The organism is Pseudomonas sp. Irchel 3H7, from assembly GCF_900187605.1.
Classification (GTDB): Bacteria; Pseudomonadota; Gammaproteobacteria; order Pseudomonadales; family Pseudomonadaceae; genus Aquipseudomonas.
In genome coordinates this window covers 211,921-225,227 of sequence record NZ_FYEA01000002.1, presented here as the reverse complement: position 1 = coordinate 225,227, position 13,307 = coordinate 211,921, and the positions used below count along the sequence as shown (strand labels likewise).

At 56.2% G+C, this 13,307-nt stretch carries 12 protein-coding genes; 4 read left to right on the top strand and 8 right to left on the bottom strand.

What is annotated here, in order from left to right:
- Positions 1–414 precede the first annotated feature (414 nt).
- A complete protein-coding gene (locus CKW38_RS04425; protein ID WP_095111959.1) occupies positions 415–1,995 on the top strand; it encodes an EAL domain-containing protein in 1,581 nt (526 codons plus the stop codon).
- On the opposite strand, the gene CKW38_RS04420 is transcribed toward CKW38_RS04425, so the two are convergent.
- The gene (locus tag CKW38_RS04420) at positions 1,996–2,394 is read right to left on the bottom strand and encodes a hypothetical protein (protein WP_095111958.1); all 399 of its coding nucleotides are present in this window, start codon (positions 2,392–2,394) and stop codon (positions 1,996–1,998) included.
- An 80-nt stretch (positions 2,395–2,474) separates the two neighbouring features.
- Entirely contained in the window at positions 2,475–2,741 is a 267-nt protein-coding gene (locus tag CKW38_RS30125) for a hypothetical protein (protein WP_095111957.1), read from the bottom strand.
- A 142-nt stretch (positions 2,742–2,883) separates the two neighbouring features.
- Here CKW38_RS30125 and CKW38_RS04410 point away from each other — a divergent pair, with 142 nt between their 5' ends.
- Both CKW38_RS04410 and CKW38_RS04405 read left to right on the top strand, forming a co-directional pair.
- The gene (locus CKW38_RS04410) at positions 2,884–3,324 is read left to right on the top strand and encodes a TspO/MBR family protein (RefSeq protein WP_007916213.1); all 441 of its coding nucleotides are present in this window, start codon (positions 2,884–2,886) and stop codon (positions 3,322–3,324) included.
- Positions 3,324–4,301 carry an alpha/beta hydrolase gene (locus tag CKW38_RS04405; protein WP_095111956.1) on the top strand — a complete coding sequence of 326 codons (978 nt, stop codon included), beginning with the start codon at positions 3,324–3,326 and terminating at the stop codon, positions 4,299–4,301. The genes CKW38_RS04410 and CKW38_RS04405 overlap by 1 nt, the downstream gene beginning before the upstream one ends.
- Before the next feature lie 313 nt (positions 4,302–4,614).
- Here CKW38_RS04405 and CKW38_RS04395 read toward each other — a convergent pair whose 3' ends face one another.
- On the bottom strand, positions 4,615–4,809 hold the full coding sequence (locus CKW38_RS04395; protein WP_095111954.1) for a hypothetical protein: 195 nt from the start codon (positions 4,807–4,809) through the stop codon (positions 4,615–4,617).
- Positions 4,810–5,032: 223 nt separating this feature from the next.
- Here CKW38_RS04395 and CKW38_RS04390 point away from each other — a divergent pair, with 223 nt between their 5' ends.
- Positions 5,033–6,892, top strand: a complete 1,860-nt coding sequence (locus CKW38_RS04390) for an ABC transporter ATP-binding protein (protein ID WP_095111953.1) — start codon at positions 5,033–5,035, stop codon at positions 6,890–6,892.
- Between the two features lie 541 nt (positions 6,893–7,433).
- Here CKW38_RS04390 and CKW38_RS04380 read toward each other — a convergent pair.
- The 5 genes from CKW38_RS04380 to CKW38_RS04360 form a co-directional block, all read right to left on the bottom strand.
- The gene (locus tag CKW38_RS04380; protein ID WP_095111952.1) at positions 7,434–8,126 is read right to left on the bottom strand and encodes a hypothetical protein; all 693 of its coding nucleotides are present in this window, start codon (positions 8,124–8,126) and stop codon (positions 7,434–7,436) included.
- 88 nt (positions 8,127–8,214) lie between these two features.
- Positions 8,215–8,775 carry a hypothetical protein gene (locus CKW38_RS04375; RefSeq protein ID WP_007916191.1) on the bottom strand — a complete coding sequence of 187 codons (561 nt, stop codon included), beginning with the start codon at positions 8,773–8,775 and terminating at the stop codon, positions 8,215–8,217.
- 13 nt (positions 8,776–8,788) lie between these two features.
- Entirely contained in the window at positions 8,789–9,877 is a 1,089-nt protein-coding gene (locus CKW38_RS04370; RefSeq protein ID WP_095111951.1) for a patatin-like phospholipase family protein, read from the bottom strand.
- On the bottom strand, positions 9,874–10,779 hold the full coding sequence (locus tag CKW38_RS04365) for a diguanylate cyclase regulator RdcB family protein (RefSeq protein ID WP_095111950.1): 906 nt from the start codon (positions 10,777–10,779) through the stop codon (positions 9,874–9,876). Before CKW38_RS04365 ends, CKW38_RS04370 begins: the two co-directional genes overlap by 4 nt.
- On the bottom strand, positions 10,776–13,190 hold the full coding sequence (locus tag CKW38_RS04360) for a dynamin family protein (RefSeq protein WP_095111949.1): 2,415 nt from the start codon (positions 13,188–13,190) through the stop codon (positions 10,776–10,778). Before CKW38_RS04360 ends, CKW38_RS04365 begins: the two co-directional genes overlap by 4 nt.
- Positions 13,191–13,307: the final 117 nt, after the last annotated feature.

Sequence of the window (13,307 nt, the reverse complement as noted above, 5' to 3'; positions counted from 1 at the left end):
GGCTGGTCACTATGGGTAGGCAAGTGATACTGAATATGACAGTTTTGCTTTGAATGGAAATGGCTGCGTGATCGGGCCGTGGGGTGCGCGATTGGTCCGTACCAGGCGCTAATCCAGGGAGCAATTTAGACCTGTCTGCTTGGATGATTGAAGATTTCGGGCGTCACACAATACCTGTGGGAGCATGGCTTGCCCGCGAAAGCGGTAGGTCTGGCTATGAGGATGTTGGACGTGCCGACGCCATCGCTGGCAAGCCAGCTCCCACAAAGTTTTGCGGTGTATGGAATGCTCGCGCAAGGCGGGCCGGCGGTTGATCTACAGCAATATTTGCCCCACACACCGGCGGTATTCTGAATGGGCTGGGAAACAGCCGTGCTGTGCGCACGTCACAGGCCTTGAGGCCAAGGTGGCGCCATGAACAAAAAACGCATTGTCTGGGGGAGCATTCTCCTGGGCCTTCCGTGTGTCTTGCTTCCGGTCATTTTGATGGGTTACGTCGCCTGGATGTTGAATCTGGCAGCGGCTCAACAACGTCTGGAAGCCCTCGCTTCCGTCGCCTCCAGTCGTGCCCATGGCACCTTCAGTGAAGCGGCCGGCGCGCTGAAATCCATCGCCGGTTCCCGGCTCGCTCCGTGCACGCCGGAAAGCATCGACGAGATGCGTCTGCTGACCATCAACACCCTCTCGGTGAAGTCTATCGGCTATGTCGAAGAAGAGATTTACGCCTGCGGGTCATGGGGCCTGGTCAGGCAGCATGCGGCGCCGTGGCGTGAAGACTTCACCACCGCGGATGGCGTGCGTGTGTCGCTCGGTGTGCAGTCGCGCATCGTTGCGGCCAAGCCGATGATGGCGCTGCAGTATGCGGCGTTCAACGTGCTGGTCGATCCCGAGCAGTTTTTGCAGGTGATGCTTGACGAGGATCTGCACCTGACGGTCGGCACTGCTGCCGGACAATTGATCAGTACCTCGCGACCGGGCGCAGAACACTTTCTTGCTCGCGTGCATTCCGGCCCGCACTCGGGCCTTGCCGACGGCTATCTCTACACCCTCGTGCACAGCGGCGACTGGGTCGTCATCGCCGCGCTGTCGCGCCATGACCTGATGCAAGGCTTGATCCGCCGGGAGTTACTGCTATTGCCCATCGGTGGTTTGCTCGCCGGGGTGCTGGTGTTGCTGATCGTGCGCCGCACCCGGCAACGTCTGTCGCCGCTGGCGGAACTGCAAATGGCGGTGCGCAATCGTGAGTTCGTTGTTCACTATCAACCGATCATCCGCCTTAGCGACGGTGCTTGCGTCGGTGCGGAGGCACTGGTGCGCTGGCAGCATCCGGATGGCTCGCGGGTGTGCCCCGATGCGTTTATTCCGCTGGCCGAGCACAGCGGTTTGATTCTGCCGATCACCGATCAAGTCATCGACAATGTGATGCGTGACCTCGGCCCGTTGCTGGTCAAGGAGCGCAGCTTGCACGTGGCGATCAATCTGGCGGCGAAGGACGTCAGCAGCGGGCGCTTTCTGGCGAAACTGGAGGCCGCGCTGGACCGGGCCAACGTGCAGCAGCATCAAATCTGGCTGGAGGCCACCGAGCGCGGATTCGTCGAGATCGACGCCGCGCGGGCCACGGTCAACCATGCCCGTGAGCTGGGTTATCTGGCGGCTATCGATGATTTCGGCACCGGGTTTTCCAGCCTGCAGCATTTGCAGCAACTGCCGCTGGACGTGCTGAAGATCGACAAATCGTTTGTCGATAATATCGATCAGGATGCCGCGACCGGCACCGTGACCGGCCACATCATCGAAATGGCCAAGAGCCTGCGCCTGCAGATAGTCGCCGAAGGCATCGAGACCGAAGCCCAGCGCGATTACCTGCGCGATCACGGCGTGCATTTTGGTCAGGGCTGGCTGTTTGGCAAAGCGATGCCGGCGGATGAGTTTTTGCGGTTCTATCAAGACCGGGCAAACGTGCTTGTCGACCATCCAGCGCTAGAAAGCGTGTAACTATCGACGACCTCCGGACAAGCCACCCGTCAGCTGACCAAGAATCTGCACGAGCTCAGGTCGCGTCCATTTTTCCCACGGTACGACCTCCTTGTTATCACCGGTGTGCCAATGCTCTCCAGAATCAAACGCGAGGTAGATGGAAAAAGCCGGCTCGGGCATTTCGGCATCCATGCCGAGGTTCACGATATCGCCGAACAACAGATTCATCACCTCGTCGCATGCGTGAAAGTCGCGTGCACCGCTAAGGAACTGATCGGCCATGGCAATCGCGACTTGATTCAACAGGTCGCGAGGATTCATCTGCACGGCCTGAGAAATAAGGCTCAAGTCGTGAATCGTGTCTTGCTCGAGGATTTGTAGAACGTAAGCAAGATCAGCGCGGCTCAGGGTCGGCAAGGCGTGTCCTCCGGGCGTACAGTGAAGTGTGCGCGCAGCATGCAATGGATCCCCACCGTTGCCAACGTTTGCCTCACCCTTCAGTTGGTCTGGCTGACGACCTTGATGTCCGTAATCCCTACCCGCTCAGCCTGTTCGAGGATCTGCTCGGGTGTTGAGTCTGCAGTGGGCATCATCAGGCCGTTTTCCGCGTCGCCCAAGTGCAGTTCCAGCAGATGCATCGCGGCTTCGTGCTCGGACAACTGCTGTTCCTTGAGTTCAAGCAGAAAAGTCCGCGGCTCGCCGTTGAATCGATATTCGATGTGATAGGTGTACATGATGTCATCCGCGTCAGTTGGAAAAGGCACTGATTATCCTGACGCAGTGGTCAGTTTTTAGTTCAAATTGAATCGCCTCTCTGGCCAATCCGAATTTCATGGCAAACTTTTTCCTTGCCGAGGCGTCCCTTTCTTAAACCCCCAACCGGCTGATTTCAGCCAAGGACTGGCGATGACCTTCTTCATTTTTCTTTTGGCCTGCGCAGCCGCAGCAACCACCGGCGTGATGTTCAAACCGGGGCCGTGGTACGAAGGGCTGAACAAACCCGGTTTCACCCCGCCCAACTGGGCGTTCCCCGTGGCCTGGACGATTATCTATCTGCTGTTGGCCTGGGCCGGTTACCGCTTGAGCCTTATTCCCGGTAGCCAGACCGTGCTGGCGCTATGGGCGGCGCAGATTGCGTTGAACACGCTGTGGACACCGGTGTTCTTCGGTGCGCATCAGGTGCTGGCGGCGATGGTGATTCTCACCGTGTTGTGGCTGGTGGTCGCGGCGATGGTGGTGCTGGCGATACAACTGGACCTGATCACTGGCTTGATCCTGTTTCCGTATCTGGCGTGGCTGTGTGTGGCGGCGGCGTTGAATTTTTCCATCCTGATCAAGAACCGCTGATGAGCAATGCCAATTGGGGTACTGCAACACCGTGGCCGCAGGGCGAACGCGAGTTGGATGAGGTGCGCGCCTTCAACAGGAAGCTGGCCTGGCTGCCACGTTTCAAGATCCGCAATCGCCTGACGCCGCGTGTGATTCAGGCGCTGTTGCGCGTCAGCCAGATCGGCGGTTCCGGCGTGTTGCGCAAGTTTGGTCTGACGGCTGAGCGCAAGCTGATTGATAACGTGCCGGTGCGGATCATTCGCCCCAAAGGCCCGGCGAAAGGCGTGGTGCTGGACTTTCACGGTGGCGGCTGGGTGATCGGCAATGCGCAGATGGACGACAACTTCAACGCGGCCATCGTCGACAGCTGCCAAGTAACCGTGGTCTCGGTGGATTATCGACTGGCCGTGTCCACGCCCATCGAAGGCTTGCTGGAGGATTGCCTCAACGCCACTCGTTGGTTGTTACAAGAGGCTGAGTTCGCCGGCCTGCCCGTCGTGGTAGTCGGTGAATCGGCGGGTGGTCATCTGGCGGCGGCAACCTTGCTGGCGCTGAAACAATGGCCCGATCTGCTGCAGAGAATCAGCGGCGCACTGCTGTATTACGGCGTCTACGACCTGACCGGCACGCCCAGCGTACGCACCGCCCCCGCAGACACGCTGGTGCTGGACGGCCCGGGCATGGTCGAGGCGCTACGTCTGCTCACGCCCGAGTTGACTGACGAGCAGCGCCGCCAGCCACCACTGTCTCCGCTGTACGGCGATTTCAGCGGCTTCCCGCCCGCGTTGCTGTTTGCCGGTGAACTCGATCCGCTGCGCGATGACACTCTCGAGATCGCCAAGCGCTGGGCGCAAGCGGCCCCGGTCGAAATGTACACGCTGCCCTCCTCGCCTCACGGGTTTATCCACTTTCCCACAGCCATCGCCGAGGGCGTGCTGGCGTACAGTCGAAAGTGGATTTCGGCGCGCGTTGAGGCTGGCGCGCTGCGAGATTGAAAACTGGCAGCCCGGCCAGATGCTGAAACGCTGTCCCACACTGTTCCGCGTTACCGGAAGATCAAAAGCAAAAGCCCCACGGCTATCGCAATCCAACCCACAACTCTCGCGGCGCCTGCCCACTGATAATACCGGCGCTTGTCTCTCTGCTCCCTTGTAAGCATCTGAGCGGACATCAGCCGAGACCGCTCGGCCTTAACGGACTTTGAATAGCCAAACATATCTGACACATACAAAATCAGCCCCAGGCCTATCACCAACAGTGCGCAAGCGAAACTCACCACATCGATCCCTCTATCGAAATCCGCCAGATTCAGGCGATGTAAAAGAAGTACAGCGCCAAACCAAGCAACTGCATGAGCAGCATGATTGAAAGAACATGATTGCAAGCCCTCCACGCCTTGCTCACCGGTTTGCTCTTGGCCACCCGGTAACGAAGGTAACTGTCGAGTGACAGCGACGCCGTGGGAATGAGCACGAACAGAAACGTCAAAAAGAAATTAAACATTTCCTTTGCCCATCGACTCCCAACAGGAAACCCGGTGTATTCGCTGCATCTTGCGTTGCTCAAGGCGTCTGAGCAGTCAGTTTAGCTGACCGGCATGCACCCGGAATCCCGGGCGATACTCGGGAATCCAGCGCCCAATGGGGACAAGCCATTGACGTGCAAACCCTCAAAGCCGCCATTCAATGGCAGAATCCCCCAGACCCTGATCATTTCGGAGACCACAATGCTGCGCGTGTTTGAACAACGGCTCGACCCATTTCCTCCCGACGAAGCACCGCCACCGCCCGTCGGCCTGATGCGGTTCCTGTGGGCCTGCACGCGCGGCGCACGCGGTTATATCCTCGCGCTGGCGCTGCTCAGTGCCGGTGTGTCGATCTACGAAGCCTGGCTGTTTTCCTTTCTCGGGCAAGTCGTCGATTTGCTCTCGACGTGGCAGGCCGGTGGCGGCGTCAACGCGCAAGAAAGTCGCGTGCTCTGGGGCATCGGCATTGTGTTGTTCATCAGCATCGGCCTGGTGGCGTTGCGCACCATGGTCCAGCACCAGATTCTGGCGATCAATCTGCCGTTGCGGCTGCGCTGGGACTTCCACCGGCTGATGCTGCGGCAAAGCCTTTCGTTCTTCTCCGATGAGTTTTCCGGGCGGGTCACGACCAAGGTCATGCAGACCGCATTGGCGGTGCGCGAAGTCTTGTTCACCCTGATCGAAATCGCACCGGGCATCGGCGTTTACTTCATTGCGATCATCGCCCTCGCTGGCGGTTTTGCCTTGAAACTGATGCTGCCGTTCATTGCCTGGCTCGCGTTATTCGGGCTGGCCATGGTTTATTTTGTGCCGCGCTTGGGGAAGGTCGGCCAGGAACAGGCCGATGCGCGATCATCGATGACCGGGCGCATTGCCGACGCCTACACCAACATCACCACGGTGAAACTGTTCTCGCACTCCAAACGTGAAGCACACTTCGCCCGCGCGGCGATGGAGGATTTCAAGCTCACCGGTTTTCGCCAGATGCGTCTGGTCAGCCAGTTCGAAATCGTCAATCAGGCGCTGGTGGTCGGGCTGATTCTGGGTGCCGGCGGCTACGCGCTGTGGCTCTGGCATCTGGGTCAGGTCGGCACCGGTGCGGTGGCGGCGATTACCGCCATGGCGCTGCGCATCAACGGCATGTCGCACTGGATCATGTGGCAGATGACGTCGCTGTTCGAAAACATTGGCACCGTGCAGGACGGCATGGCCACCCTCACCCGCGGCCCCAAAGTGCAGGACGCACCGAACGCCAGCGTGCTGGTGCCGGCGGGCGGTGCAGTGACGTTCGACAAGGTCAATTTCAACTACAACGGCGAACGTCAGGTCCTCGACAATTTGAGCCTGAGCATCCGCGCTGGCGAGAAAATCGGCTTGGTCGGCCGCTCCGGTGCGGGAAAATCGACGCTGATCAATCTGCTGCTGCGCTTCTATGATGTCGACAGCGGCGAGATTCGCATCGACGGCCAGAACATCGCGAAGGTGAGCCAAGACAGTCTGCGCAGCGCGATCGGCATGGTCACCCAGGACACGTCGCTGCTGCACCGCTCGATTCGCGACAACATCGCCTACGGCCGCCCCGACGCCAGCGACGAAGATATCCGCCGCGCCGCCGCCAACGCGCAGGCCGACGGTTTCATCAGCCAACTCAGCGACAAGCAAGGCCACAGCGGTTACGACACGCTGGTCGGTGAGCGCGGCATCAAGCTTTCGGGCGGCCAGCGCCAACGTATCGCCATCGCCCGGGTGATGCTGAAGAACGCGCCGATCCTGCTGCTCGACGAAGCCACCAGTGCGCTGGACTCGGAAGTCGAAGTGGCCATTCAGGAAAGTCTTGATGAAATGATGCAGGGTAAGACCGTCATCGCTATTGCGCATCGCTTGTCGACGATTGCGGCGATGGATCGACTGATTGTCATGGATGAGGGGCGGATTATCGAGCAAGGGACGCACACTGAGTTGCTGAACAGAAACGGCATTTATGCGCGGCTCTGGCAGCATCAGAGTGGCGGGTTTCTGGGTGAGGATCAGGGCGTCGCGGCGGCGATGGATCAGGCTTGAGGTATTCAAAAGGCTCAGGCCGGCCACCGACGCATCTCACGCTGATCAGTTCCGTGGACGCCGATACCGGAAGCCTGGTGTTTGCCCACACCGAAGTCGGGGAGCACAGAGTGCATTACACATCACGTGTCGAGTTGCTGAGCATGCTCAACAGCCTTTTGCGTCAGCGCGTGCCCATTGCTGTCGGTGGCATGCTCCCGGGACCTGCCGACGAAGTAGACATGTTAATCGCAAACGAAGTGCTTGAAGGGCCGTACATAGAACTGTCTTGGTCCGGCCCCGGGCAATGGGCCCTGCGCGAAATCGACGGCACTGCTGGGCAATGGCAATTAGTCGCTGACACTCGAAGTATGGCCAATGTGTCATTCGATCCGCAGTCGCTGAGATCCTTATGCCGGTAGTGGCTTGAATCGGCTCATCTACATGACTGGCAAAAGGTTTTAGAAACACAGGCGACACCACGGTTTATACTCTTCATCATCGTAGCCGCGCCCTCTGCCCCCTGCACAGCACATATATCGCGAACTCCAATCAGATGGCGTCATCGCTTTTGATGCGCCAGACACTTATAAATAATAAGCGCAATCACCAAGCCTATAACGATCGCAGCAAAATCGATGATGATCTGAGCCCACTGGAATCGAAGGTGTGTCCAGACACAAGGGCTATTCTCCCCTACCAGTAGCGCCCAGGTGATGCCCTCACTTTGTTGCCATCCACAAGCGCGAATGGTTGGCTCCCAAAAAAACTCACATATCCAAGAGATTGAGAGACAAACTAGCGTCGGAACAATGATCATCTTTGGGTATTTAACGCTGCGCTTGGAACTGTTCATCCAGACTGTCATTAAAACAGATATGACTGCACCTATCAGAGCAAAGATTGCAAAAAAATAGTAGGGAATATTCAGTTCAACAAACTTTGTTAATGCGAGCAAAAACATCAGCAAAACGGGGAGAATAAAAAAATGAACCTTCAGCATCCCCTTGAATGTCATCGAGTAAACATAGGACCATCCGAATAAGACACAACCAATAAATCCAAAAAAGTGGACAGCCTCTCTCCCGCCCACAAACCAGTTTCGTCCCTCGATTCCAAATAGCTGAAAAAAATATTGATCCTTGAACGGCGGATATCCGGTGAGCACCTGCATTAAAACAATTATGCCGAACGCAATTATTGCAACACCCAGCAGCACGATAGATGTTTTGGTTGTAGCTGGAGCTAAATCCATGGAAATCCCCTAACAAATTAGCCAACAACAAATGACTTGAAATTTTATTTAACCAACGACTTCTCGCTTTACCCCGCTAAAGACAGGGTCAAACCCTCAACTCTTCCAGAATAGTCCGCTGGTAAACATCATACATAGGCGAGCTTTTCATCGGCTGCACCGCCCAATGAAAACGCATGCCTTGACCAATCATGATCGCGCTGCGGATTTCATTCATTGGCTCAAACACGTGGTTTGATTTCTGAAATTCCATTTGCCTGTTGCGCAGCGGAGCCGCGCCGTAAATGTCTCGAAATTCGTGGATCAGCATCGCCTCGAAATCGGAATAAACTTTCGAGGCGTTCCGCGCGCGAGGGAAACAATAGCCGATGAGAAACTCATACTCGCCTTGCAAATCCGCGAGTTCCATCAGCCAGTTTTTGTGCTGAGTGATACGTTGTTCAAAGTTTCCTTCGCCGATATAGACCGTGGGAGAAACGCCTAGCGGGTACTGGATGGCGAACAGACCGTTGAGCCTGATCACATAGACGCATCGTTCAAGGTCTTGCTGTTTAACCCCTCTGCGTTGCAATTCCGGCCAGACATCAGTTCCCCACGTCTGACCACAATTCCAATGCAGCCAATCCCATTCAATTTTTACATTTGCCACTTCTGACTCCTTGTCAGGGCTGCCTGGATAATCGTGCCATCGCATCGGCCAGTGTTGCGTCGGCACTTGCGGACTCACTTGCGATGCCTGCAAGAGCGGCTTGCGCGACACGCAATTCGTCGCGGCTTTGCTGAGCCTTCATGACCCGTCCAACACAATGCAGCGTGTCCTGATAACCTTGCTCGATCCAGGTGGGGATCTTGTCGACATCAAAACCGAGCAAGTCCTGAGCGCCGCTCATGAGGCCCGTAGCTCGGTTAAGGCTTTGTTGGGGACGAATTTCCAAAATGGTTGCATCCGGAAATCGTTGACGGCTCCATGGCGATCCATCACTCAAGTGAGTGACGATTACCAGATTGCATCCAGCTTCCAGCAATGGGGTGATTGGCGTATTACCCTGCATCGTCTGCCAGCCACCTTGGCCGCCGTCCGAGTAACGTTTTTCACCGTGTTTGCGGGAGGCGAACAATAGCGGGATCGCAGCAGAAGCCAGCAACACCTGTTTGCGCCGGTCTTCCTCGAGCGACTGTATATGCACGAATTCCGAATCCGGTGTATTGCTCAGCCCCAGCTCAGCCATGAATGCTGACGCCAAGTCCTGCAGACCGCCGTTGCTGCGATACAACGAGACATAGAGTGGGATCCCTGTCGCTAGCTGCTTGCTGTCGAGAAACTCATCCATCAGTTGCTTCAACGGTTGGTCGTCCAGCAAGCCTTCGTCGAGCCCATCAAGCCAGCTCGGCAACTCGAACTCAAAGGCGCCCGCTATTTTCTTCACGGCGTGAACAAGCCCGAGCACAGCCCCTGCCCCCTGAATCCGTAGGCCCGCCGCAGCCAACAGCGCCAGATATCCAGGCGCCTTCATGCTCAACGGGGAGTCATAGGCCAATCTTTCCCAGACAGCCTCAAGGCGCTCGATAGCAACATCCAGCGATGGAGAAGAAGCCAGAACGCCGCCGTTGAGAGCGCCAATGCTGGCGCCTGAAACTGCATCAATGCGGGTGCCGAGTTCGCGCAAGGCTCTGAGCACACCGACCTGATAGGCCCCTTTGGCCCCACCACCGGAAAGTACCAACCCGACTTTCAAGGGAGCATTCATCATGAAGCCTCCAGAAACAGCTCACTGATCATGGCTTCTGTCACCCTTGGCGCTGCAATGATCCTTGGCAAATGCACAGGCAACTCCTCCGGGGTCTGCGAGGCCGCAAATGCGAAAGGTGTGAAATATGGGTCCGTCCAGTCCCCCAGATAGCGAATAGCATCTTCGCCGTCAGCAGAAACAACACTTCCAACAGGACGAGCCAGCCACCGGTCGCGAGTCGCTATACGCTCGCCCTGACTAATTCCTGCATCCTTGTTCATCTGAATGATTGCCTGATTGGCCAGACGCTCAAGCTGTTTCTGTCGTTCGTGCCCGGACACTGTCTGGCAATAGTCGCCAAACGCCCCCCACCGCAGTTCTTCAAGTGCTGCATAGCAGCGCCCGGACAGCGTGAACATATTGAACCGCCCTGCTCCCCACTTGCCGAAGACATCGTCCAGATGCAGGTGTGCCTGCTGTAACCGGTCAATCCTTGCGACATTGCGATCCAGCTCATCACAACGCTCGTCCAGACGTTGCGAAAGCGAATTAATAGCCTGGCGGCTCTCTATCGAAAAATCGACGAGGGTGGCGACATCATGTTTGAGGGCGTTGACCCGGGTGTTGACTTGAACAATCGCATGATTGCTTTTGGCCAACGACTCGCTCAAATCCTTCAACCAGTTCAACGCACCTTCCACGCCATCAGTAAGGCTTGCGTTGATCTCAGCCTGATTGCGATCACCCTGACCGGTAAAGCCGTCGAAAAGGCGAGTGAAAAACCCATCCCGCTTGGCCATGTAACGTTGGCGTTCACGCGCGACATCAATGCCGTTGGCAAAATCCACCACGAATTTTTCGGGCAGACACGTCAGTGTCTGGCAGATATCCGAGCCGGGTGAAATCGGGGTCTGCTCACTCATGCCGCCACCTCAACGCCCGCGGAAGGGACGTCACGTTTGAGCGCATCACTGTCCTTTTGAATACCAGGCACATGGCGTTTGAAGCCTGCCAGCAGTTCACCCAGTCTTTGCTGCTGCCCTTGATCGGACTGTTTGTCGCGAATACTTTGATTCAGGTCGCTGCGGATGGACTCGACGGTGAGCCTGAGTTCATCAAAGAAGTTGTCAACACTGGCCTCCAGTGGCTTGGCGATGGTCTCGACCGTGGCACTCGCCAAACCAGCGAACACATCGGCGACAGACTTTTCGATAGAGGCCTTCACCTTATTCACGTCGATTTCAAAATATTCCTCTCTCGACGAATAGGTTTCCCAACCCCAGTCATCTGTCTCGAAGAAGCTGCAAATGCCCCCCCACAACCCACCGGCTCGACGCCGCCGACGCACACTGCGCTGCTTGTTTTCGATGACCTCACCCAACACTTCTCCACTGGAAGGTCGCATTGAAAGCGCTGGCATGGGTGGTAGTTTGATTGCAATGGAAAAGCCGCTGCGGTTCAAACGCTGGTTGAGTTGGCTGATAATCTCACTGGCCTGAGTTGAAATGCCTTGCTCGAACAAAACATGAAAATCTCGCAAAATGAGCTCAGTCTCTGCGACTAAACGCCTTTCATTGAGCGTGATTATCTCCCGGACTCCATTCTCGATACCCTGCGTAATCTCTTGAGCTTTTTCCCGATTGCTGAGTTTGATGACAGGCGTGTCTTCATTAAACTCATAGCCGTAAGTCGTACGTCGTCTCTCCAGCCTCCGTTGGCTACCCGCACCCGTCAGCATCGAGAGCAGTCCGGTCAGAGACTCTCTTTTGCGCTCCTGAGGTTGTTGCTCTTCGGTTTCCTTGCCCGCTTTGAATCCCTCTTGAATCTGAGCGCTGATGGCGGCACGAATTTCAGAAAAGACCTTATTCATTTTTCCATCAATAGCTTGCAAGGCGCGTTCGGCATCCTTTCGCGTCTTGGCTTCCAGACCGGTGATACGGTCGATGTCATTGCGCAAAGAATTGATCTGCTCGCTCAATTCTTCTACGCCCTTTCCCAGCGCAGCATCTCGAACAGAGAGAAAGTTGTTCAATCTGGCCGCGATGTCAGCGAGCTTGGCGGCAGCAGAAGCCACGGCAAGTGTCGCAGCGCCGGCGTGGGCTTTACGAATGATCTGATCCAGAGGAGCCGCGAACAACGAGGCATTCCAGAGTGCGTTGGCCGCTGTTTTCACGGCCTCCGGATTTGTCACCATGCTCGTCCAAAGCATGCCGAACGCTGCTTTACCGAAGTCCTCCACCCAGGCGTTCTGCTCGCCGACAATCGTCGGCAAGCAGCCATTGAGTGCCAACTCGCGTCGTGCACGGTTGGCAAGATCGCCGAATTTTGACGATACGGGGAATACCTGAGAATGCTGTAGTCGACCCTCCATCAATGAATCAGCAACAAGGCGTTTGGTCTGCGCCTCATCATCACTGTTGCGATCTTTCTCATCGAACTTGTTGACGAGCGCAAACATCCGCCCTTGAGCTACATCTGCGATTCGCTCCAGTTCCTGGCGCACATGCTGGTCAGCATCTGACTTGAGTTGAGTGAAGTCCAGAACGGCTAAAACAGCCGAGGCGTTTTTCAGTTGCTCGCCCAGCATTTTGCGAAGATGCTGCTGGCCGGCTTCATTCGGGCCGGGCGTGTCGAGCAAGGTCAAACGGCCCAAACCTTCTGGCATTGCGGCCAAATGGGAAAACTCGACTTCAATAGCGGGGATTTCGTGAATTTCGTCATAGCTATCAAATGGGAAGTCCACGTCCAACTCGAGCGCTACGCGCACTAGATCATTCAAGCTTCTGAGAAACCAAAAAATGGCCTCAGGACCCTGATAGCAGTTGTCAAACCGCTGATTTTCGTCAATTAGCCGCAGCAGGGACTGCATATCCTTGTCGTCAATCAGTTCGTAGGGCAATTGCTGCCCGGCGGGGTCACGCAGCAACTCATGCAACTCAGCTACGACACTGTTGATCGGGCCGATGTTTTCCAGACGCAAAACAGGTTCGATCTGGCCGGGGGTATGACGAATGAGCGTCGGTAGAGCGGTCATCGGACGATTTCGATTTGGCAGCACCTCAGTGCCGACAATGGCGTTAATCGTCGTCGATTTACCTGCCTTCATCGTGCCGACAACGGCCAGCACCATTTCCAGGCGCTGAAGCTTGTCTGCTTCGCCCCGGAGCATTTGCAGATCTTTCTGGATGCTGGCCTGGGTAAACGTCTGGTGCTCATGACTGTGCTCATCGACCACTACGCCGTCTGCATCCTTCATTCGTTGCAACAGATCGATTTCCACTTCAAGCAAACGCAGGGATTCTTCGCGCAGCAGTTCGATATTTTGCTCGTACATCTGATCTCCTTGAAAATTAGCGGCCCGGATTGCGGTCCTTGAATCTGCCAATGCTTTACTCACAACAGCTGTCACTGCATCAAATAACGAAGGGATCATGACCAACGCCTCAGAAAC

Excerpts from the sequence above, each read along its gene's own strand:
- CKW38_RS04365 (WP_095111950.1), bottom strand. The coding sequence starts at position 10,779 with ATGAGTGAGCAGACCCCGATTTCACCCGGCTCGGATATCTGCCAGACA.
- CKW38_RS04395 (WP_095111954.1), bottom strand. The coding sequence starts at position 4,809 with ATGTTTAATTTCTTTTTGACGTTTCTGTTCGTGCTCATTCCCACGGCG.
- CKW38_RS04370 (WP_095111951.1), bottom strand. The coding sequence starts at position 9,877 with ATGATGAATGCTCCCTTGAAAGTCGGGTTGGTACTTTCCGGTGGTGGG.
- CKW38_RS04390 (WP_095111953.1), top strand. The coding sequence starts at position 5,033 with ATGCTGCGCGTGTTTGAACAACGGCTCGACCCATTTCCTCCCGACGAA.
- CKW38_RS04380 (WP_095111952.1), bottom strand. The coding sequence starts at position 8,126 with ATGGATTTAGCTCCAGCTACAACCAAAACATCTATCGTGCTGCTGGGT.
- CKW38_RS04360 (WP_095111949.1), bottom strand. The coding sequence starts at position 13,190 with ATGTACGAGCAAAATATCGAACTGCTGCGCGAAGAATCCCTGCGTTTG.
- CKW38_RS04405 (WP_095111956.1), top strand. The coding sequence starts at position 3,324 with ATGAGCAATGCCAATTGGGGTACTGCAACACCGTGGCCGCAGGGCGAA.
- CKW38_RS04410 (WP_007916213.1), top strand. The coding sequence starts at position 2,884 with ATGACCTTCTTCATTTTTCTTTTGGCCTGCGCAGCCGCAGCAACCACC.
- CKW38_RS04425 (WP_095111959.1), top strand. The coding sequence starts at position 415 with ATGAACAAAAAACGCATTGTCTGGGGGAGCATTCTCCTGGGCCTTCCG.